The organism is Sutcliffiella sp. NC1, assembly GCF_027594365.1.
GTDB classification, from domain to species: Bacteria; Bacillota; Bacilli; order Bacillales; family Bacillaceae_I; genus Sutcliffiella; species Sutcliffiella cohnii.
In genome coordinates this window covers 15,001-33,809 of sequence record NZ_CP115153.1, presented here as the reverse complement: position 1 = coordinate 33,809, position 18,809 = coordinate 15,001, and the positions used below count along the sequence as shown (strand labels likewise).

Annotated in this window: 15 protein-coding genes, 1 tRNA gene, 3 rRNA genes, 1 other RNA gene and 1 other annotated feature (1 of these 21 running past the window's edge); of the genes, 4 read left to right on the top strand and 16 right to left on the bottom strand. The window is 38.8% G+C overall.

Annotation, left to right across the window (positions count from 1 at the left end):
• Window positions 1-36: 36 nt before the first annotated feature.
• The 8 genes from O1A01_RS00155 to tadA form a co-directional block, all read right to left on the bottom strand.
• A 16S ribosomal RNA gene (locus O1A01_RS00155) occupies window positions 37-1,588 on the bottom strand.
• Between the two features lie 307 nt (window positions 1,589-1,895).
• Window positions 1,896-2,159, bottom strand: a complete 264-nt coding sequence (locus O1A01_RS00150; protein WP_066421692.1) for a pro-sigmaK processing inhibitor BofA family protein — start codon at window positions 2,157-2,159, stop codon at window positions 1,896-1,898.
• Window positions 2,160-2,301: 142 nt separating this feature from the next.
• Window positions 2,302-2,514 (bottom strand): YaaL family protein, encoded by a 213-nt coding sequence (locus tag O1A01_RS00145; protein ID WP_066421689.1) that lies wholly within the window; start codon window positions 2,512-2,514, stop codon window positions 2,302-2,304.
• Window positions 2,515-2,542: 28 nt separating this feature from the next.
• Window positions 2,543-3,139: a recombination mediator RecR gene (recR, locus tag O1A01_RS00140; RefSeq protein WP_066421687.1), complete on the bottom strand. Its 597-nt coding sequence runs from the start codon at window positions 3,137-3,139 to the stop codon at window positions 2,543-2,545.
• 11 nt (window positions 3,140-3,150) lie between these two features.
• Window positions 3,151-3,474 (bottom strand): YbaB/EbfC family nucleoid-associated protein, encoded by a 324-nt coding sequence (locus tag O1A01_RS00135; protein ID WP_066421694.1) that lies wholly within the window; start codon window positions 3,472-3,474, stop codon window positions 3,151-3,153.
• Between the two features lie 22 nt (window positions 3,475-3,496).
• Window positions 3,497-5,173 carry a DNA polymerase III subunit gamma/tau gene (gene dnaX / locus O1A01_RS00130; protein WP_066421685.1) on the bottom strand — a complete coding sequence of 559 codons (1,677 nt, stop codon included), beginning with the start codon at window positions 5,171-5,173 and terminating at the stop codon, window positions 3,497-3,499.
• A 329-nt stretch (window positions 5,174-5,502) separates the two neighbouring features.
• Window positions 5,503-5,766: signal recognition particle sRNA large type (gene ffs / locus O1A01_RS00125), an RNA gene on the bottom strand.
• A gap of 97 nt (window positions 5,767-5,863) precedes the next feature.
• Entirely contained in the window at window positions 5,864-6,358 is a 495-nt protein-coding gene (gene tadA / locus O1A01_RS00120; RefSeq protein WP_066421682.1) for a tRNA adenosine(34) deaminase TadA, read from the bottom strand.
• Window positions 6,359-6,433: 75 nt separating this feature from the next.
• Here tadA and O1A01_RS00115 point away from each other — a divergent pair, with 75 nt between their 5' ends.
• From O1A01_RS00115 to O1A01_RS00105, 3 genes are all read left to right on the top strand, one after another.
• Window positions 6,434-6,985 carry a cysteine hydrolase family protein gene (locus O1A01_RS00115; protein WP_066421680.1) on the top strand — a complete coding sequence of 184 codons (552 nt, stop codon included), beginning with the start codon at window positions 6,434-6,436 and terminating at the stop codon, window positions 6,983-6,985.
• A 132-nt stretch (window positions 6,986-7,117) separates the two neighbouring features.
• Window positions 7,118-7,759 carry a deoxynucleoside kinase gene (locus tag O1A01_RS00110; RefSeq protein ID WP_094366246.1) on the top strand — a complete coding sequence of 214 codons (642 nt, stop codon included), beginning with the start codon at window positions 7,118-7,120 and terminating at the stop codon, window positions 7,757-7,759.
• Window positions 7,756-8,424: a deoxynucleoside kinase gene (locus O1A01_RS00105; RefSeq protein ID WP_066421676.1), complete on the top strand. Its 669-nt coding sequence runs from the start codon at window positions 7,756-7,758 to the stop codon at window positions 8,422-8,424. The genes O1A01_RS00110 and O1A01_RS00105 overlap by 4 nt, the downstream gene beginning before the upstream one ends.
• Window positions 8,425-8,554: 130 nt before the next feature.
• Here the strand turns inward: O1A01_RS00105 and O1A01_RS00100 are convergent.
• From O1A01_RS00100 to guaB, 6 genes are all read right to left on the bottom strand, one after another.
• Window positions 8,555-8,647, bottom strand: a tRNA-Ser gene (locus O1A01_RS00100).
• 96 nt (window positions 8,648-8,743) lie between these two features.
• Window positions 8,744-10,021, bottom strand: coding sequence for a serine--tRNA ligase (gene serS, locus O1A01_RS00095; protein ID WP_066421528.1), 1,278 nt, complete (start codon window positions 10,019-10,021; stop codon window positions 8,744-8,746).
• A gap of 49 nt (window positions 10,022-10,070) precedes the next feature.
• Window positions 10,071-10,303 (bottom strand) — a binding site (T-box leader).
• Between the two features lie 62 nt (window positions 10,304-10,365).
• Window positions 10,366-10,947 (bottom strand): pyridoxal 5'-phosphate synthase glutaminase subunit PdxT, encoded by a 582-nt coding sequence (pdxT, locus tag O1A01_RS00090; RefSeq protein ID WP_066421525.1) that lies wholly within the window; start codon window positions 10,945-10,947, stop codon window positions 10,366-10,368.
• A gap of 345 nt (window positions 10,948-11,292) precedes the next feature.
• Window positions 11,293-12,177: a pyridoxal 5'-phosphate synthase lyase subunit PdxS gene (pdxS, locus tag O1A01_RS00085; protein WP_066421523.1), complete on the bottom strand. Its 885-nt coding sequence runs from the start codon at window positions 12,175-12,177 to the stop codon at window positions 11,293-11,295.
• 264 nt (window positions 12,178-12,441) lie between these two features.
• Window positions 12,442-13,824 carry a D-alanyl-D-alanine carboxypeptidase family protein gene (locus O1A01_RS00080; protein WP_270065351.1) on the bottom strand — a complete coding sequence of 461 codons (1,383 nt, stop codon included), beginning with the start codon at window positions 13,822-13,824 and terminating at the stop codon, window positions 12,442-12,444.
• Window positions 13,825-13,947: 123 nt separating this feature from the next.
• On the bottom strand, window positions 13,948-15,414 hold the full coding sequence (gene guaB / locus O1A01_RS00075; RefSeq protein WP_066421517.1) for an IMP dehydrogenase: 1,467 nt from the start codon (window positions 15,412-15,414) through the stop codon (window positions 13,948-13,950).
• A gap of 124 nt (window positions 15,415-15,538) precedes the next feature.
• Here guaB and O1A01_RS00070 point away from each other — a divergent pair, with 124 nt between their 5' ends.
• Window positions 15,539-16,498: a YaaC family protein gene (locus O1A01_RS00070; RefSeq protein WP_270065350.1), complete on the top strand. Its 960-nt coding sequence runs from the start codon at window positions 15,539-15,541 to the stop codon at window positions 16,496-16,498.
• Between the two features lie 1,648 nt (window positions 16,499-18,146).
• Here the strand turns inward: O1A01_RS00070 and rrf are convergent.
• Together rrf and O1A01_RS00060 are read right to left on the bottom strand one after the other, a co-directional pair.
• Window positions 18,147-18,263: ribosomal RNA gene (rrf, locus tag O1A01_RS00065) — 5S ribosomal RNA — on the bottom strand.
• A 78-nt stretch (window positions 18,264-18,341) separates the two neighbouring features.
• Window positions 18,342-18,809, bottom strand: a 23S ribosomal RNA gene (locus tag O1A01_RS00060); it runs 2,467 nt beyond the window's last position.

The window sequence follows — 18,809 nt, the reverse complement described above, 5'->3', positions numbered from 1 at the left end:
AAAACTAAACAAAACAATGAGCGTGATTTTCCTTAGAAAGGAGGTGATCCAGCCGCACCTTCCGATACGGCTACCTTGTTACGACTTCACCCCAATCATCTGTCCCACCTTAGGCGGCTGGCTCCAAAAGGTTACCCCACCGACTTCGGGTGTTACAAACTCTCGTGGTGTGACGGGCGGTGTGTACAAGGCCCGGGAACGTATTCACCGCGGCATGCTGATCCGCGATTACTAGCGATTCCGGCTTCATGTAGGCGAGTTGCAGCCTACAATCCGAACTGAGAACGGTTTTATGGGATTGGCTCGACCTCGCGGTTTTGCTGCCCTTTGTACCGTCCATTGTAGCACGTGTGTAGCCCAGGTCATAAGGGGCATGATGATTTGACGTCATCCCCACCTTCCTCCGGTTTGTCACCGGCAGTCTCCTTAGAGTGCCCAACTAAATGCTGGCAACTAAGAACAAGGGTTGCGCTCGTTGCGGGACTTAACCCAACATCTCACGACACGAGCTGACGACAACCATGCACCACCTGTCACTCTGTCCCCCGAAGGGGAACGCTCTATCTCTAGAGGTGGCAGAGGATGTCAAGACCTGGTAAGGTTCTTCGCGTTGCTTCGAATTAAACCACATGCTCCACCGCTTGTGCGGGCCCCCGTCAATTCCTTTGAGTTTCAGTCTTGCGACCGTACTCCCCAGGCGGAGTGCTTAATGCGTTAGCTGCAGCACTAAAGGGCGGAAACCCTCTAACACTTAGCACTCATCGTTTACGGCGTGGACTACCAGGGTATCTAATCCTGTTTGCTCCCCACGCTTTCGCGCCTCAGCGTCAGTTACAGACCAGAGAGTCGCCTTCGCCACTGGTGTTCCTCCACATCTCTACGCATTTCACCGCTACACGTGGAATTCCACTCTCCTCTTCTGCACTCAAGTCTCCCAGTTTCCAATGACCCTCCACGGTTGAGCCGTGGGCTTTCACATCAGACTTAAGAAACCGCCTGCGCGCGCTTTACGCCCAATAATTCCGGACAACGCTTGCCACCTACGTATTACCGCGGCTGCTGGCACGTAGTTAGCCGTGGCTTTCTGGTTAGGTACCGTCAAGGTGCGAGCAGTTACTCTCGCACTTGTTCTTCCCTAACAACAGAGCTTTACGACCCGAAGGCCTTCATCGCTCACGCGGCGTTGCTCCATCAGACTTTCGTCCATTGTGGAAGATTCCCTACTGCTGCCTCCCGTAGGAGTCTGGGCCGTGTCTCAGTCCCAGTGTGGCCGATCACCCTCTCAGGTCGGCTACGCATCGTTGCCTTGGTGAGCCGTTACCTCACCAACTAGCTAATGCGCCGCGGGCCCATCTGTAAGTGTTAGCCGAAACCAACTTTCAATATAGTACCAGGAGGTACTATATATTATCCGGTATTAGCTCCGGTTTCCCGAAGTTATCCCAGTCTTACAGGCAGGTTGCCCACGTGTTACTCACCCGTCCGCCGCTAACTTCTTTAAAGCAAGCTTTAAAGAAGTTCGCTCGACTTGCATGTATTAGGCACGCCGCCAGCGTTCGTCCTGAGCCAGGATCAAACTCTCCGTAGAGTATTTGATTGCTCAAAATGTTTGCTGACTTATCGTCAATTTATTGTTTTGTCGATTTTTAAAAACCGACTTGCACGCTATTGTTTTGTTTAGTTTTCAAAGAGCTAATTTCGCTTTGAATTACCGAAGCGACTTTTATATATTAACATATCACTTAGGTGATAGTCAATATGTTTTTTTGTAGTTTTTTAAGACGTTTCTCAACGACAAAAAATAATATATCATGTTTTATATATATAAGTCAACAAAAAAATAAAAATCCCCTGTACGTACATGGAAGGGATTTTTCAATAAAGCTTATCCACTATTATATTATATACATTTGAATAATTACTAGTGCTGCTACTCCTGGTATGCCAAGGAAACCAGAGACAGCAGTTGTAACAAAATTAATTGGAACATGAATACCTATATAATTCCCAAACGCATTAAGGAAAAATAAGAATAATGCTCCGATCATTAGCTTAATAACTCCTTGACCTATAAATCGCACTGGTTTAATAGGTGCGCCAACAAGTAGCAATAATAGTATTATTCCAGCTAACACTCCAATAATAATATATGTTTCCAATCGTCCTTCCCCCTAAAAAGCTTGTACTAAAGTATATGTCGCCTTTTAGTATTCAGAACTAAATATTTACAATTCTTATTATCCATTTAGCAAACTATTATAGTAACTACACAAAAAAAGAAAAGGAGCAATTTTGCTCCTTTTAATTTCGGTTATGACGTACTCTTACTTCTTTCAATAGAAATAAGTATTTCGCTTCTTCTATTTTCATTTTACAAATCACATCTTCAGATGGATCTAAACTTTTTTCTAAAATTGCCTTTTGCGTATTCCATGTTTTCTTATTAGCTTCAATCATATTTAGCAGTTTTTCATCATACTTTTTTTTCAGTTTATCTTTCTTACGAAAAAACATGGGTGTAAACTCCTTATAGCCGATCAGTTTATATTTCTCTTCTTCCTTCTAACGCTTTAGATAATGTTACTTCATCCGCATATTCTAAATCCCCGCCAACTGGCAAACCGTGAGCAATTCTCGTCAACTTAATACCTGAAGGTTTTAACAACCTCGAAATATACATTGCGGTTGCTTCACCTTCTATATTAGGGTTAGTAGCTAGTATTACTTCTTGTACTTCATTATCTTGGAGTCGTTTTATTAGTTCAGCGATTTTAATATCCTCTGGCCCAATTCCATCCATTGGAGATATTGCCCCATGTAAAACATGATATTGACCACTGTACTCTTTCATTTTTTCCATCGCAATTACATCTTTTGTTTCTTGTACTACACATATAGTACTACGATTCCTATGTTGGTCTTCACAAATATAGCATGGGTCTTTATCTGTAATATGCCCACAAACGGTGCAATAAGATAAGTTTCGTTTTGCATTAACAAGTGCTTTAGCAAAATCTAATACCGTATCTTCTTTCATATTTAATACAAAAAAAGCCAGTCGGGCCGCCGTTTTCGGCCCAATCCCTGGCAATTTCATAAAACTATCTATTAGTTTTGATATAGGCTCAGGATAGTGCATTTAGAATCCTCCTAGAACATTCCAGGCATATTCATTCCTTTAGTGAATTGGCCCATTGTCTCGTTTGTTAAATCTTCCATTTTCTTTAACGCATCATTTGTTGCAGCTAACACTAAGTCTTGTAGCATTTCAATATCTTCTGGATCTACTACTTCTTCTTTTATCTTAACGTCAATTACTTCTTTTTGACCGTTAACAACTACGGTAACCATCCCGCCACCAGCTGTACCTTCCATTGTTTTTTCTGCAAGCTCTTCTTGAGCCTTCGCCATATCCTTTTGTAATTTTTGCATTTGTTTCATCATTTTTTGCATATTTCCCATTCCGCCACGCATCATAATCTATTTCCTCCTAAAATTATTCTTGAATTTCAAGTAATTCTATTCCCACTAGCTTTTTTGCTTCTTCAACAAGAGGGTCTACTTCCTCTTCTGATTTATTAGAAGCTTTTTGGCCTTGTAAGAACGATTCCCTAATACTTTGCCATTGTTCAGCTGGAACAGCTATCATTTCAAGGCTATTTCCTGTAAGTTCATATATTATATGTTCTATATTACTTTTTACTTGTTCCTCTGTCGCCATTTGACAATGTATTTCATATTTAAATTTTAACACAAATGCTTGGTTAGCTGCAGCAACAGGTTCACTATCATTTAATAAGGCTGCATGCGAAACTTTGTTTTGTCGTTTCAATGTATCTAATAGGTTTGGCCAACTACGTTTAATGGTTTCTAAATTTTCTCTAGTTGCTGATTTTAAAATTTCGTTTATTCTTCCGACCGCCGGCTTAAATGAATTTCGATTTCCTTGCCTTGGTGTTGCTTTCGGATTGTCTTTCTGTTCTTGAACAACTGGATTTTTCGTTAAATCCATCACCCTTTTTTCAAGCTGTTGGACCTTTTGAAGAAGTGAATTCACTTCTTCTTGATTGGCTGATTCTACTGGGCCTGCTGAGTGTTTACACAGTTTAACAACGGCAACCTCTAAAAAAATTCTAGGATGATTTGTCCATTTCATCTCTTGTTGACTTTTATTTAATATGTCAATCGTTTCGTATATAGCTTCGGAAGAGAATTGCTCAGCAAATTGTTGAAATTTATCATCCACTTGTACTAAATCTAAAATAGAATCTAAATTAGGGGCTGCTTTATATAGAAGCATATCTCTAAAATAAAAGATTAAGTCTTCAAGGAAGCGTACAGGGTCTTTCCCAAGTTGGAACAGAGAGCTAAGAGCATCTAATGCGCGACTAACGTCTTTATCGTTTATAGCTCCTACTAATTCTGTTAAAAAGGATTGAGAAACTGATCCTGTAATCGAAAGGGCATCTTGAATGGTTAAGTTACCGTCACTAAATGAGATTGCTTGGTCTAATAAACTTAGCGCATCCCTCATTCCACCTTCTGCAGCCCTTGCTATAATGGAGAGAGCATTCGGTTCCACCGAAATGTTTTGTGCGTTTATAACGGTTTCCATTCTTCCCACGATAGCTTCTGCAGTAATCCTTCTAAAGTCAAAACGTTGACAACGAGAGATAATGGTTAAAGGTATTTTATGTGGTTCTGTTGTAGCTAGTATAAAAATAACATGTTTTGGTGGTTCTTCTAATGTTTTTAATAAAGCGTTAAAAGCTCCAATAGATAACATATGTACTTCATCTATAATATAAACTTTATACTTTACAGCACTTGGTGCAAACTTTACTTTATCTCTTATATCACGTATTTCATCAACACCGTTATTTGATGCAGCATCAATTTCAATCACGTCAGCAATAGACCCGTCGGTAATCCCTTTACACGAAGGGCATTCATTACAAGGTTCTGAAACTGGAGCTCGCTCACAGTTTACTGCTTTCGCTAATATTTTTGCAGCACTTGTTTTTCCCGTTCCCCTCGGTCCAGAAAATAAATACGCATGAGAAAATTTCTGTTGGAGCAAGGCGTTTTGTAACGTTTTCGTAATATGCTCTTGTCCAACGACATCTTCAAAAAGTTGCGGACGAAAAACACGATATAAAGCTTGATATGCCATGAATATGCCCCCTTCCATTTCTCATTCAATTTATTATACCTTATGGGTTACATAGATTCAAAGCCTTTACGTTGTACTTATCCTTCAAATCTTTAATTATAATTACCCAATGAGCTTGCCTATTGGCTAACCGGAAAAGTGGGATGAGGAGTATAATGTCCGCTCCATTCACGGTTCGAAATCCAAAAAGGTAAAAGGTTGTAGCTCTTCAAAGTCGAACCTCCCATTTTCATGCGCCATGGTGCAAATTTACTTGCATGGATGTATCTCCTTGAAAACATGAAAAAACTCACCTATTTTATTAGGTGAGTTGTTCTTAAGTATAACTGCCGTGCACCTTCTGTCGATTAACCGCCATAGGCGTTACTTAAGCAGTTAGCTCGGCTCAGGCAACCCTGCGGCACATGGGATGATCCGCTTAATGCTGCTTCCTTCCGGACCTGACATAGTTCACGGGTTCCCATTGCGCAGGACCCAAGCGTCAACACCACTTACTTAAGGCAGCCCTACAGCCTGTTAACCTCGAGAAGGGATTCGGCCTCGCTAGAGCGGATTGCGAGTACAGGGCACCGCTACCTCCCCGCTTAGCACGGCAAAAGTATAACTATTAGTTATGTGCGTTATTAGTAACGCATAAATAGAGTATATATGTTTTTCATAAAAAAATCAACCTTGTCTAACTGTAAATAATTAGGAGGTTTGATTTTGTTGCTTTTCTTTCTTTTTTCTTTCTCTTAACTGTTTGAAAAAAGTAGATAACATTAATCCACATTCCTCTTCTAATATACCTAGTTCCACATCTGTTTGATGATTAAACCTGTTATCATTTAATAGGTTCATTAATGTTCCAGCACAACCTGCTTTCGGGTCTTTTGCACCGTACACTACCTTTTTTATTCTTGATTGGATAATTGCACCTGCACACATTGGACATGGTTCTAATGTTACATATAGAGTTGTATCTTCTAAACGCCAACTACCTAGCTTTTCACACGCTTCATCGATTGCTAGTATTTCTGCATGAGTGATAGACCGTTGGCTCGTCTCTCTAATATTATGTCCCCTTGCAATTATCTCTCCGTCCTTCACTATTACCGCTCCAATTGGAACTTCCATCTTTTCTAGCGCTTTTTCCGCTTCCTTTATTGCCTCTTTCATAAATACCTCATCTATAGTTTGTTCCATATTCATTTCCTCTCTTTTTTCTACCTATATTTTAACATGATAATCCATACACTAATCAACAATGGGGGTGTACATATGTCACATGCATTGTTAATAATCGATATAATTAATGATTTTCAATTTGGACATGGTGCTGTTCTTGCGGAAAAGACACAAGCTTTTGTTCCGGACCTTTTAGCACTAAAAAAGAAATTAAAAAAATTGAAGATCCCTATTATTTATGTAAATGATCACTACGGGATTTGGCAAGCGGACTACAATAAAATTATTGAAAAATGTTCTAACATACGTAGCAAACATATTATAGATATACTGGAGCCTGAACAAGACGACTTTTTTTTGATTAAACCTAAGCACTCTGCTTTTTATGAAACAGCTCTACATACATTGTTAACTGAATTGAAAATAGATAGCCTTATTTTAACAGGACTAGCAGGTAATATATGTGTTTTATTTACTGCAAATGACGCATACATGAGGGGATACAAACTTTACGCGTTAAAAGACTGCATCGCTTCTAATAATAATCACGATAATTTACATGCTTTAACAATGATGAAAAATGTAATGAAAGCAACGATTGTGACCTCCACCGATATCGTGAATTTACTTGATATAAGAGACTAGCACTTAGCTTTGTCTCTTTTTTACATTAGTTATAATTTACCGCCCTATTCTGTCAACATATATGGTAGAATAATCTGTATCTGTCTAGATATAGAATATCTTGTCGTTTTATGAATGAAGGGGTGCATCTACTTGCAAGCAACACCATTTATTACAGTTGAAGGTCCTATAGGTGTTGGTAAAACATCTTTAGCGAAAAGAATCTCCGAAGAGTTTAATTACCAACTATTAAAAGAAATTGTCGATGAAAATCCATTTTTAGGGAAGTTTTATACGAATATTGATGAGTGGAGCTTTCAAACAGAAATGTTTTTTCTTTGTAATCGCTATAAGCAATTAGAAGATATCGACAAACACTATCTACAAAAGAATCAATCTGTCGTAGCAGATTATCACATAATGAAAAATATTATTTTTGCTAAACGCACTTTAAAGCAAAATCAATACAATAAGTATTTAAAAATTTATCAAATATTAACTGCTGATATGCCAGTACCTAATGTTGTTATCTATTTAAATGCTAGTTTAGATACATTATTGGATCGTATTCAAATGCGAGGTAGAGATATTGAAAAAAATATCGATCCACTCTACTTACAACAATTAAGTATGGACTATGAAGTTGCAATGGAAGACTTTATTAAAGAAAATCCTACTATCCCTGTATTGAAATATAACGGAGATTCCATTGATTTTGTACAACGTGAAGAGGATTTACAACTAATTATTAATCAATTAAAGGAAACTTTGTATAAAGGAGTAATTATTTCATGAATTTAAGAGAAAAGTATGGTATTCCTTCTAACGCTGTTATTACTGTTGCAGGTACAGTTGGTGTTGGAAAGTCTACGATGACAACATCATTAGCACAAGCACTAGGATTTCGCACTTCATTCGAAAAAGTAGATACAAATCCTTACTTAGATAAATTTTACGCTGACTTTGAACGTTGGAGCTTTCATTTACAAGTATATTTTTTGGCAGAAAGGTTTAAAGAGCAGAAGAAGATTTTTGAATATGGTGGTGGCTTTATTCAAGATCGTTCCATTTACGAGGATACAGGGATATTTGCTAGAATGCATTATGAAAAAGGAACAATGACGCCAGTAGATTATGAAACATATACTAGCCTTTTTGATGCAATGGTAATGACACCTTATTTTCCACATCCAGATTTACTAATCTACTTAGAAGGTAGTCTAGATGACATCCTACAAAGAATAGAAGAACGTGGGCGTCCAATGGAGCAGCAAACACCAATTAGTTACTGGGAAGAAATGCATGGTCGTTATGAAAATTGGATCAATAACTTCCACGCTTGCCCTGTTTTACGCCTTAATATTAATGAATATGATGTTCTTAAAGATGCTAATTCCATTGAACCTATTGTTGAGAAAATATCATATTTCATGAGACAGACAGAACTACTAAAAAAATAAAAAAGCAAAAAAATAAAGCCGCCTAATTAGGCGGCTTTTGTCATGTCTGACATAAAAAAATTGTTACTTCTCCAGGTAACAATTTTATCTCCAGATTATGCGTGTAAGGTCATACCTTATAATTATCAAATGGCGGAGGAAGAGGGATTCGAACCCCCGCGGGCTTTAACACCCCTGTCGGTTTTCAAGACCGATCCCTTCAGCCGGACTTGGGTATTCCTCCGTATCGACAAGAAGTAATATATCATATTTAGAAATAGGTTGTCAACAAAATAACAAAACAAAAAGTAGGGATTTCCCCTACCTTTTATTTTGTTCACTATTTCGTAATATATTCTTTATTTCCCATATATGGGCGCAATACTTCCGGAATTAAAATACTACCATCTTCCTGCTGATAATTTTCAATAATTGCAGCGACAGTACGTCCTATTGCTAATCCAGAACCATTCAATGTGTGTACATGCTCTGGTTTTCCATTTTTCTCTCTACGGAAACGGATGTTTGCCCTTCTAGCTTGGAATGCTTCAAAGTTACTGCAAGAAGAAATTTCCCGGTATGTACCGTAGCTAGGAATCCATACTTCAATATCATATTTTTTAGCAGCTGTAAATCCAAGATCTCCAGTACACATGCTCATCACTCGATATGGTAGTCCAAGTAACTGTAATACTTTTTCTGCATTACCAGTTAATTTTTCTAATTCTTCATAAGAATCCTCTGGCCTAACAAATTTCACTAACTCTACCTTATTAAATTGATGCTGACGAATTAATCCTCTCGTATCGCGTCCAGCTGACCCTGCTTCAGAACGGAAACATGCACTAAATGCAGCATAGTTAATAGGTAGTTGCTCACCTGTTAAAATTTCATCTCTGTGTATATTCGTAATCGGTACTTCCGCAGTTGGAATTAAAAAATAATCTTCGCTTTCAATTAAAAAAGCATCTTCTTCAAACTTAGGTAACTGCCCTGTACCTGTCATACTAGCACGGTTAACCATATATGGTGGTAATACTTCTGTATATCCGTGTTCATCTACATGTAAATCTAACATAAAATTAAATAACGCTCTTTCTAATCGAGCTCCTAAACCACGGTAAAATACGAAGCGACTTCCAGTTACTTTTCCTGCGCGTTCAAAATCTAATATTTCTAATTCATCAGCAATATCCCAATGAGGCTTAGGTTCAAAAGAAAAGCTCGGTAACTCTCCCCATTTTCTAACTTCTACATTATCATCTTCCGTTTCTCCAACAGGAACAGATTCATGAGGGATATTTGGGATAGATAATAATAAAAGCTCTAACTTTTCTTCTACTCCTTTTAATTCTTCATCAAGCGCCTTAACCTTATCTCCTACTTCTCGCATTTCTTTAATAAACTGCTCTGCATCTTTCTTTTCTCTCTTTAACACAGCTATTTGCTGTGATACTTCATTACGCTTACTTTTCAACAGTTCTGTCTCAGATAATAACTGACGTCGTCTAACATCTAGGTCTTCAAACTGATTTAAATCCGATAAATCTTCTCCACGGTGCTGTAATTTATTCTTTACATCCTCGAAGTTATCTCTTAAAAATTTTAGATCTAACATAATTTTTTCCTCCTTTTTTTAAAAAAATACAAAAAACTCCCGTCCCCTAAATAGGGACGAGAGTCTAATACCCGTGTTGCCACCCTTGTTGAAAGGAAAAATACCTTCCTTTCCACTCCATTTGATAACGGCTTTTTAACCGAAAAGTCTTACTTAACTAGCCTAATAGTAGTTCGGACTTTTGCTCAAGGATGGATTCACAAGGTTTATTCACTGGTTTGCACCAACCACCAGCTCTCTTAGAATAAAGATCTTGTTACTATTTCCTATCAACGCTGTAATGATATTTTGTTATTAACGAATAATTTACTATAAGTTTAACTTACTTGCAATAGTTTTATTCATTAATTTACTTTTGATTCTTTCACCATGTTAACAAAGTATTGTGTAATACGGTGATCTTCTGTTAATTCTGGATGAAACGAACAACCAAGAAATTGGTCCTGTTTTGCGGCTACAATTCTCCCGTTATGTTTACATAGTACTTCAACGTTTTCCCCTACTTCAACTATGTGAGGTGCACGAATGAAAACTCCAACGAAATCATTAGCAATACCAGCAATCGTTAATTCTGCTTCAAAGCTATCTACTTGGCGTCCGAAAGAGTTACGCTCTACCGTTACGTCCATAACGCCTATATGTGGTTCTGAGTAACCTACAATGTTTTTAGCTAATAGTATTAAACCAGCGCATGTACCAAACATTGGTTTTCCGGATTGTGCAAACTGTTTAAGTGGTTCCATAAATTGATATTTATCAATTAAACGACGCATGGTCGTACTTTCCCCACCTGGCATGATAAGTCCATCTACTTCTTGTAACTGTTCTGCTTTTTTGATAACGACCGCTTCTGCACCAGATGCTTCTACAGATCGTATATGCTCACGAACAGCTCCTTGTAGTCCAAGTACTCCTATTTTCACCATTAATAAAAACTCCTTTGTTACACGTTGAGTACATAAATTGCATATATTGTTTGATGTAAAGGCGGCTAAAACTGGCCGCCTTCGCTTTTCTTATTGTCTAGCTCTGGGCGCTATCGGCTCGAGGTCACAAGTCAATCACTTCCGAAGGGCAAAAAGCGCCCTTCTACAGCGCTTGTCTTGTGCTTGTCGCCGATAAGCGAGCGCCCTCCGCTTTTCGTATTGTCTAGCTCTGAGCGCTATCGGCTCGAGGTCACAAGTCAATCACTTCCGAAGGGCAAAAAGCGCCCTTCTACAGCGCTTGTCTTGTGCTTGTCGCCGATAAGCGAGCGCCCTCCGCTTTTCGTATTACCAGCCGCGATCTTGCATGCGGTTTTCTGGTAGTAGTGTAGAAATCTCGATACCTTTCATTGCGCTTCCTAGACCTTTAGAAAGATGAGCAATTAATTCATAGTCTTGATAATGAGTCGTTGCTTCTACAATAGCACGTGCGAATTTAGCAGGGTTGTCTGATTTGAAAATTCCAGATCCTACGAAAACACCATCTGCTCCTAATTGCATCATTAATGCAGCATCTGCAGGAGTAGCAACTCCACCAGCTGCAAAGTTAACTACCGGTAAACGCCCAAGACGTTTAATTTCTAATAATAATTCAAATGGTGCACCTAATAATTTTGCTTCTGTCATAATTTCGTCTTCACTCATATGAACTACTTTTCTTACTTGTGCATTTACTTTACGAATATGACGAACAGCTTCAACGATATTACCTGTTCCTGGCTCACCTTTTGTACGAAGCATCGAAGCTCCTTCTCCAATACGACGAGCTGCTTCTCCTAAATCACGGCAACCACATACAAACGGAACTGTGTATGGACGTTTATCTAAATGGTATTCTTCGTCAGCTGGAGTTAACACTTCACTCTCATCGATGTAGTCAACACCCATTGCCTCTAACACTTTTGCCTCTACAATATGACCAATTCGAGCTTTTGCCATTACTGGAATAGAAACAGCATTCATTACATCCTCAACAATTGTTGGATCTGCCATTCTAGCTACTCCACCTGCTGCTCTAATGTCTGCAGGTACTCTTTCTAATGCCATTACAGCTACAGCACCAGCTTCTTCTGCAATTTTAGCTTGTTCTGCATTAACAACGTCCATAATAACGCCGCCTTTTTGCATTTCAGCCATACCACGTTTTACACGTTCTGTTCCTTTTTGACTCATTTTAAAATCCCCCTCTATGTATATTGATATTATTTGGACAGTGTTGTCCTAATTGTTTTCATTCTGTTCTTTATTTTACCTTAATTTTTATAAAAATCCTAATATATTTCTATATAAATAAAAACAAACTCATTCAATAAGTAAAATTACGTCTTGTAACGTTCGTAATTAATCGCCTCTTTTAAAATATGTTTCATTCACTTTATAGAAAAAAGCTATTTAAGGAAGTATTTACTCCCTTTAAATAGCTTTTTCTAGAGGATTTTAGAACCATCCTTTAACGGTGCTAGCTACACTAGACCAGATATCTCCAAAGAAGCCTCCAATTCCTCTCATAACAAGTACGAACCAGTTTGCTTTTTGTACATCTGCCACAGTTACTACGTCTACTGTTCCAACTGACCCATCATCATAAAGATACCCTAAGTCTTGTCCACCAGTATATTCAACAGTGAAATATCCTATTTTCGTTCCTTTTTCTATCGGTGCGATTAATTCACCATTTTCATTTAATAGTTCTTCATTTATTACGAAAACTGGTTCAAATTGTTCTTCTTCCCCACGTTTCACCATCATATTTAATGGTTCTACTGTAGCAATCTCAACTTCTTTATCTTTCCCTTTAATTACAGGTAATGTAGTTTCTTCCGGTTGATATCCTTCAGGGAACAACTCAACTAAATTAAAATTATCTAAACCATAGCTAAACATTCTAGCAGTTTCTAAAAAACGGAATGCTTGAGGTGGTAATTGCTCCGTATTACTCTCATCCTTTGTTGCATTCATAACTACAGTAATTAATCTTTTACCATTATGTTCTACCGTTCCAGTAAAACAATAACCAGCATTTAACGTACTTCCAGTTTTAAGTCCATCAACTACAGCGCCATCTTTATTAAATGCGTACCTTTCCGTTGAAACCATCCAGTTCCAGTTAGGCATGTCAATAGCGTCGCTAGTACCTTCTCTGAAAACCTTTTTCGGAATACTTGCAGTTTCTAATATTTCCGGGAAATCATGAATTAGATGGTAGGCTAACTTTGCAGTAGCACGTGCAGATAATCTTGTTTCAGCATCAGGAGCCGTTCCTTCTGGATGATAACCACCCATATCTTCATTATTTAAACCCGTCGAGTTAATGAATTCGTAATCTTCTAATCCAAGCTCTCCAGCTTTTTCATTCATCATTCTTACGAAATTCGTCTCAGAACCTGCAACCATTTCAGCTAATGCAATTGTCGCTCCATTTGCTGAATAAATTGCCATCGCTTCATAAAGTTCCCTTACACTATATACTCCGTCTCTTCTAAGTGGAACATTTGATAAAGCTGGGTATTGTTGAGATATATGATAAACTACCTCACTTACTTCATATTCATCATCCCATGCTAGTTTTCCATCGTGAATTGCTTCTAATAAAAGATACTCTGTCATCATTTTAGTCATACTTGCAACAGGAAGCAGTGTATCAGCATTTTTATCATATAAAACTTTGCCAGTTTCAAAATCTATTAAAATAGCTGCGCTAGCATTTATATTTAACGTATCAACCTCTTCTGCATTTGCAGGAATCGTAACAGCAGTTGTTAGTAAAGCTATTGTTATTAAACTTACAAACAATTTGTGTAAATAGCTTAGTTTTTTCACGTTTTTAAACCTCCATCTTTTTTTTCACATAGGTGTTATTTTAACATAAAGTTATCAAAAAAAATAGACAGGGAAAGATTTGTAAGTCTTCACCTGTCTATTTTAGACTAAAGTCCTAATTTATTATGTTACAGAATAGTTAGGTGCTTCTTTAGTAATTTGAACATCATGTGGATGGCTTTCTCTTAATCCAGCACCTGTCATTTTTATGAATTGGGAATTTTCCCTTAAAGCTTGTAAATCAGCAGTTCCACAGTATCCCATACCAGATCTGATTCCACCTATTAGTTGGTAAATTGTTTCATGAACCGGCCCTTTATAAGGGATTCTTCCTTCAATCCCTTCAGGTACAAACTTTTTATTATCTTCTTGGAAATATCGGTCTTTACTACCTTTTTCCATAGCGGCAATGGAGCCCATACCACGATATACTTTAAATCTTCTTCCTTGATAGATTTCTGTTTCACCTGGACTTTCCGTTGTTCCAGCTAACATACTACCTAACATAACTACATGGCCTCCAGCAGCTAGTGCTTTCACGATATCTCCAGAGTACTTTATCCCACCATCAGCAATAATAGGTACTCCAAATTTCCTCGCCTCCGTAGCACAATCATACACGGCAGTAATTTGAGGTACTCCGACACCAGCAACAACACGAGTTGTACAAATAGACCCAGGTCCGATACCAACTTTAATGATATTTGCACCCGCTTCAATTAATGCCCTAGTCGCTTCTCCAGTAGCAACATTTCCTGCAATAATATTTAAGTCAGGATATTGTTCGCGAATTTTTGAAACAGTACTTAGTACACCTTGTGAATGTCCATGAGCAGTATCTACTACGATAACATCAACGCCTGCTGCAACTAGTTTTTCAACTCGTAGCATCGTATCTCCTGTAACACCAACAGCAGCACCAACAATTAATCTACCTTGCTCATCTTTTGCTGAGTGCGGAAATTCAATTACTTTTTCGATATCTTTAATCGTTATTAACCCTTTTAATACTCCGTCTTCATCTACTAACGGAAGCTTTTCAATTTTATATTTTTGTAAAACCTTTTCCGCCTCTTCTAAAGTCGTTCCTACTGGGGCTGTTACTAAATTTTCTTTTGTCATGACATCACTTATTTTAATGGAGAAGTCTTGAATAAAACGCAAATCTCTGTTCGTAAGAATTCCAACTAATTTTTGCTCTTCGTCATTATTTACGATTGGAACACCAGAAATTCTATATTTACCCATTAAATGTTCTGCATCATATACTTGATGATCTGGTGTTAAATAAAATGGATTAGTAATAACTCCGCGCTCAGATCGCTTAACTTTATCTACTTGCTCCGATTGCTGCTCAATTGACATATTTTTATGGATTATACCTAAACCACCTTGTCTAGCCATCGCAATTGCCATTTGTGCTTCTGTTACAGTATCCATACCAGCACTAATAATTGGAATGTTTAACTTTAAAGTATCTGATAATTGTACAGATAAATCGACATCTCTTGGAAGTACCTCTGACTTTGCCGGCACTAATAAAACATCATCAAACGTTAAGCCTTCTTTTTCGAATTTACGTTCCCACATGACAAAAAATCCCCCTTTATAGGAAAAAATATTATTAGTAGATTAACAACTGGTTAAAATACTGTCAAGGACAACAGGATATGTTAGATTTTTCAGATAAATTATCTTTAAGGAGAATACTAAAATGAAAACCGATATTGCCCTTCTTTACCAATCATTTCAATCAACGGATGTAGTGCAGTCAAACTTGTTTAATTGCTATAAAAAGAAAAACATTCAGCAAGCGGAGCAAAAAAGCTACGAAAATGTTTATAGTTTTATTTATTTTATTGAACACGGATTAACGTATTATCAATCAGCTAAAACAGCTCCTTTATCTATCCGACCAGTACTACTCTTTTATGGAATGATTCAACTATTAAAAGCTTGTTTATTAACTGTTGACCCTTTATATCCTGAAACAACATCAGTATTAGCACATGGTGTTTCAACGAGAAAAAGAAAGAAACAAGGTTATTCTTTCCTACAAGACGAAGTAAAAATTCAAAAAAACGGACTTTTTACGCACTTTTCCGACAAAATGTTTCATGTGAAACAACTGGAAGGTACAAAATACACGATGAAGCAACTTCTTTCTTCTGTCCCTGAGTTAGAACTTCCATTCCGATACATTGAAAAATCTTCACCTTTTTATAAAATAGGTACTCTTAACAGTGAGCAGTATGAAATACCAGCAACGATATTAGATCACTATAAAATGACACATGATAGGTTCGTACAATATGTAGAACATAATACACCTTTGCAATTTAAAGCTGGTAGTGAGGCAGAAAAGGTCTTTATTTTCACAGGAGAAATACGTATTATAAATTCAGCCCCACTATATATTAATTTTTCAAACGAATCCATTTACTTTCCTAAGAATAAGCAATTGTTATGGGAGCTTTCCGATACGGTCATTCATTATTTAGTTTTATATAATTTAAGTATGGTTTGCCGTTACGAAACAGAATGGTGGGGTGAGTTAATACACACGTTTCATAGCAGTGATTTAACGTATATTACAAACTTTCTACACATTACTGAGGAAAAAATTCCTTATATTCTTTATGAATTTATAAAGAAACAATTTGATTGTGTTTAAATGGAATTCATCTTCATCATTTAGTGAGTAAAGGGGACATTTTAGGTCAATGTCAATGCTTACTTGCGGTTTTAATAGAACATGATTATTTTTATTGGCTACGACTTACAATAAGAGTTTTTTATGATTAACAAGTTTTTTACTTTTTTATTCCCTTTACAATAATTTTAAAATGGTTCAGCGTTTAAAAGCGCTAAACCATTTTTTCTCTTGTCCGGCAATATTCTATTATTATAGGGATACAGTATCCGACACCTAAGAGCTTACCTTCTGTGTCTCCATGGCTCCCGATGAAGTTTCATGTTCTCCCTAGTCAGCTCTGCCGCTCCGGTTCTCACGGCCTTCTCTCCTTTCTGACGCCATCGGGGGCTTATTTTATACTATTTCTTTTTACAATTCCAATATTATTTACCTTCCTTCCGATCGTCCCCATACCGAACAAAGTAGAAAAGTGGAAGGCGTTCGATCAGCGGCGTACAAACTGGACTATTCTGGTAGGAGATAAAGGAAACACGGTGAGTGCGTTAGCATGAACCGATGTTGACTTATCGTACGGACAGAATGGGAAGTTTGTTAGCCGCTAACGCCTGGAACTAGACAACAAAAAAACGGTCAGCGCCTATTAGCACAAAACCGTTTTTTTCTTTTGCCTGGCGACGTCCTACTCTCACAGGGGGACAGCCCCCAACTATCATCGGCACCGAAGAGCTTAACTTCCGTGTTCGCCGCTGGCGCCCGATAAGCGTCGAACCTCTTCGTCAGCTCTGCCGCTCCGGTCCTCATGTACCCTCGCAAACGTACACTCCGGTCCTCACGGCCTTCGCTTCCTCGATCTTCTCGCTTCTCTGGCACCATCGGGAGTGTACTGTTTTATTTTCTATTCCATTTTAATATTATTTACTTTTCGACCTTCGGTCGTTCCCATACCGAACAAACAAAAAAACGGTCAGCGCCTATTAGCACAAAACCGTTTTTTCCTTTTGCCTGGCGACGTCCTACTCTCACAGGGGGACTGCCCCCAACTACCATCGGCACCGAAGAGCTTAACTTCCGTGTTCGCCGTTGGCGCCCGATAAGCTTCGAATCTCTTCGTCAGCTCTGCCGCTCCGGTCCTCATGTACCCTCGCAAACGTACACTCCGGTCCTCACGGCCTTCGCTTCCTCGATCTTCTCGCTTCTCTGGCACCATCGGGAGTGTACTGTTTTATTTTCTATTCCATTTTAATATTATTTACTTTTCGACCTTCGGTCGTTCCCATACCGAACAAACAAAAAAACGGTCAGCGCCTATTAGCACAAAACCGTTTTTTCCTTTTGCCTGGCGACGTCCTACTCTCACAGGGGGACTGCCCCCAACTACCATCGGCACCGAAGAGCTTAACTTCCGTGTTCGCCGTTGGCGCCCGATAAGCTTCGAATCTCTTCGTCAGCTCTGCCGCTCCGGTCCTCATGTACCCTCGCAAACGTACACTCCGGTCCTCACGGCCTTCGCTTCCTCGATCTTCTCGCTTCTCCGACGCCATCGGGGATTTACTGTTCTATTTTTCTATTCAATCCAATATTATTTACTTTTCGACCTTCGGTCGTTCCCATACCGAACAAACTAAAAAACGGTCAGCGCCTATTAGCACTAACCGTTTTTTCTTCTGCCTGGCGACGTCCTACTCTCACAGGGGGACAGCCCCCAACTACCATCGGCGCTGAAGAGCTTAACTTCCGTGTTCGGTATGGGAACGGGTGTGACCTCTTCGCCTTCATCACCAGACATATTTAGTTGAAAGAATTGTTCTTTCAAAACTAGATAATATATTTTCATCAAGATCATTCGTATCGTTCATTAAAATTGGTTAAGTCCTCGATCGATTAGTATTCGTCAGCTACACGTGTCGCCACGCTTCCACCTCGAACCTATCAACCTGATCATCTTTCAGGGATCTTACTAGCTTGCGCTAAAGGAAATCTCATCTTGAGGGGGGCTTCATGCTTAGATGCTTTCAGCACTTATCCCGTCCGCACGTAGCTACCCAGCTATGCCTTTGGCAAGACAACTGGTACACCAGCGGTGCGTCCATCCCGGTCCTCTCGTACTAAGGACAGCTCCTCTCAAATTTCCTACGCCCACGACGGATAGGGACCGAACTGTCTCACGACGTTCTGAACCCAGCTCGCGTACCGCTTTAATGGGCGAACAGCCCAACCCTTGGGACCGACTACAGCCCCAGGATGCGATGAGCCGACATCGAGGTGCCAAACCTCCCCGTCGATGTGGACTCTTGGGGGAGATAAGCCTGTTATCCCCGGGGTAGCTTTT

Coding starts and splice junctions, on each gene's coding strand:
- O1A01_RS00145 (WP_066421689.1), bottom strand. CDS start 2,514: ATGTTTTTTCGTAAGAAAGATAAACTGAAAAAAAAGTATGATGAAAAA.
- recR (WP_066421687.1), bottom strand. CDS start 3,139: ATGCACTATCCTGAGCCTATATCAAAACTAATAGATAGTTTTATGAAA.
- O1A01_RS00135 (WP_066421694.1), bottom strand. CDS start 3,474: ATGCGTGGCGGAATGGGAAATATGCAAAAAATGATGAAACAAATGCAA.
- dnaX (WP_066421685.1), bottom strand. CDS start 5,173: ATGGCATATCAAGCTTTATATCGTGTTTTTCGTCCGCAACTTTTTGAA.
- tadA (WP_066421682.1), bottom strand. CDS start 6,358: ATGGAACAAACTATAGATGAGGTATTTATGAAAGAGGCAATAAAGGAA.
- O1A01_RS00115 (WP_066421680.1), top strand. CDS start 6,434: ATGTCACATGCATTGTTAATAATCGATATAATTAATGATTTTCAATTT.
- O1A01_RS00105 (WP_066421676.1), top strand. CDS start 7,756: ATGAATTTAAGAGAAAAGTATGGTATTCCTTCTAACGCTGTTATTACT.
- serS (WP_066421528.1), bottom strand. CDS start 10,021: ATGTTAGATCTAAAATTTTTAAGAGATAACTTCGAGGATGTAAAGAAT.
- pdxT (WP_066421525.1), bottom strand. CDS start 10,947: ATGGTGAAAATAGGAGTACTTGGACTACAAGGAGCTGTTCGTGAGCAT.
- pdxS (WP_066421523.1), bottom strand. CDS start 12,177: ATGAGTCAAAAAGGAACAGAACGTGTAAAACGTGGTATGGCTGAAATG.
- guaB (WP_066421517.1), bottom strand. CDS start 15,414: ATGTGGGAACGTAAATTCGAAAAAGAAGGCTTAACGTTTGATGATGTT.
- O1A01_RS00070 (WP_270065350.1), top strand. CDS start 15,539: ATGAAAACCGATATTGCCCTTCTTTACCAATCATTTCAATCAACGGAT.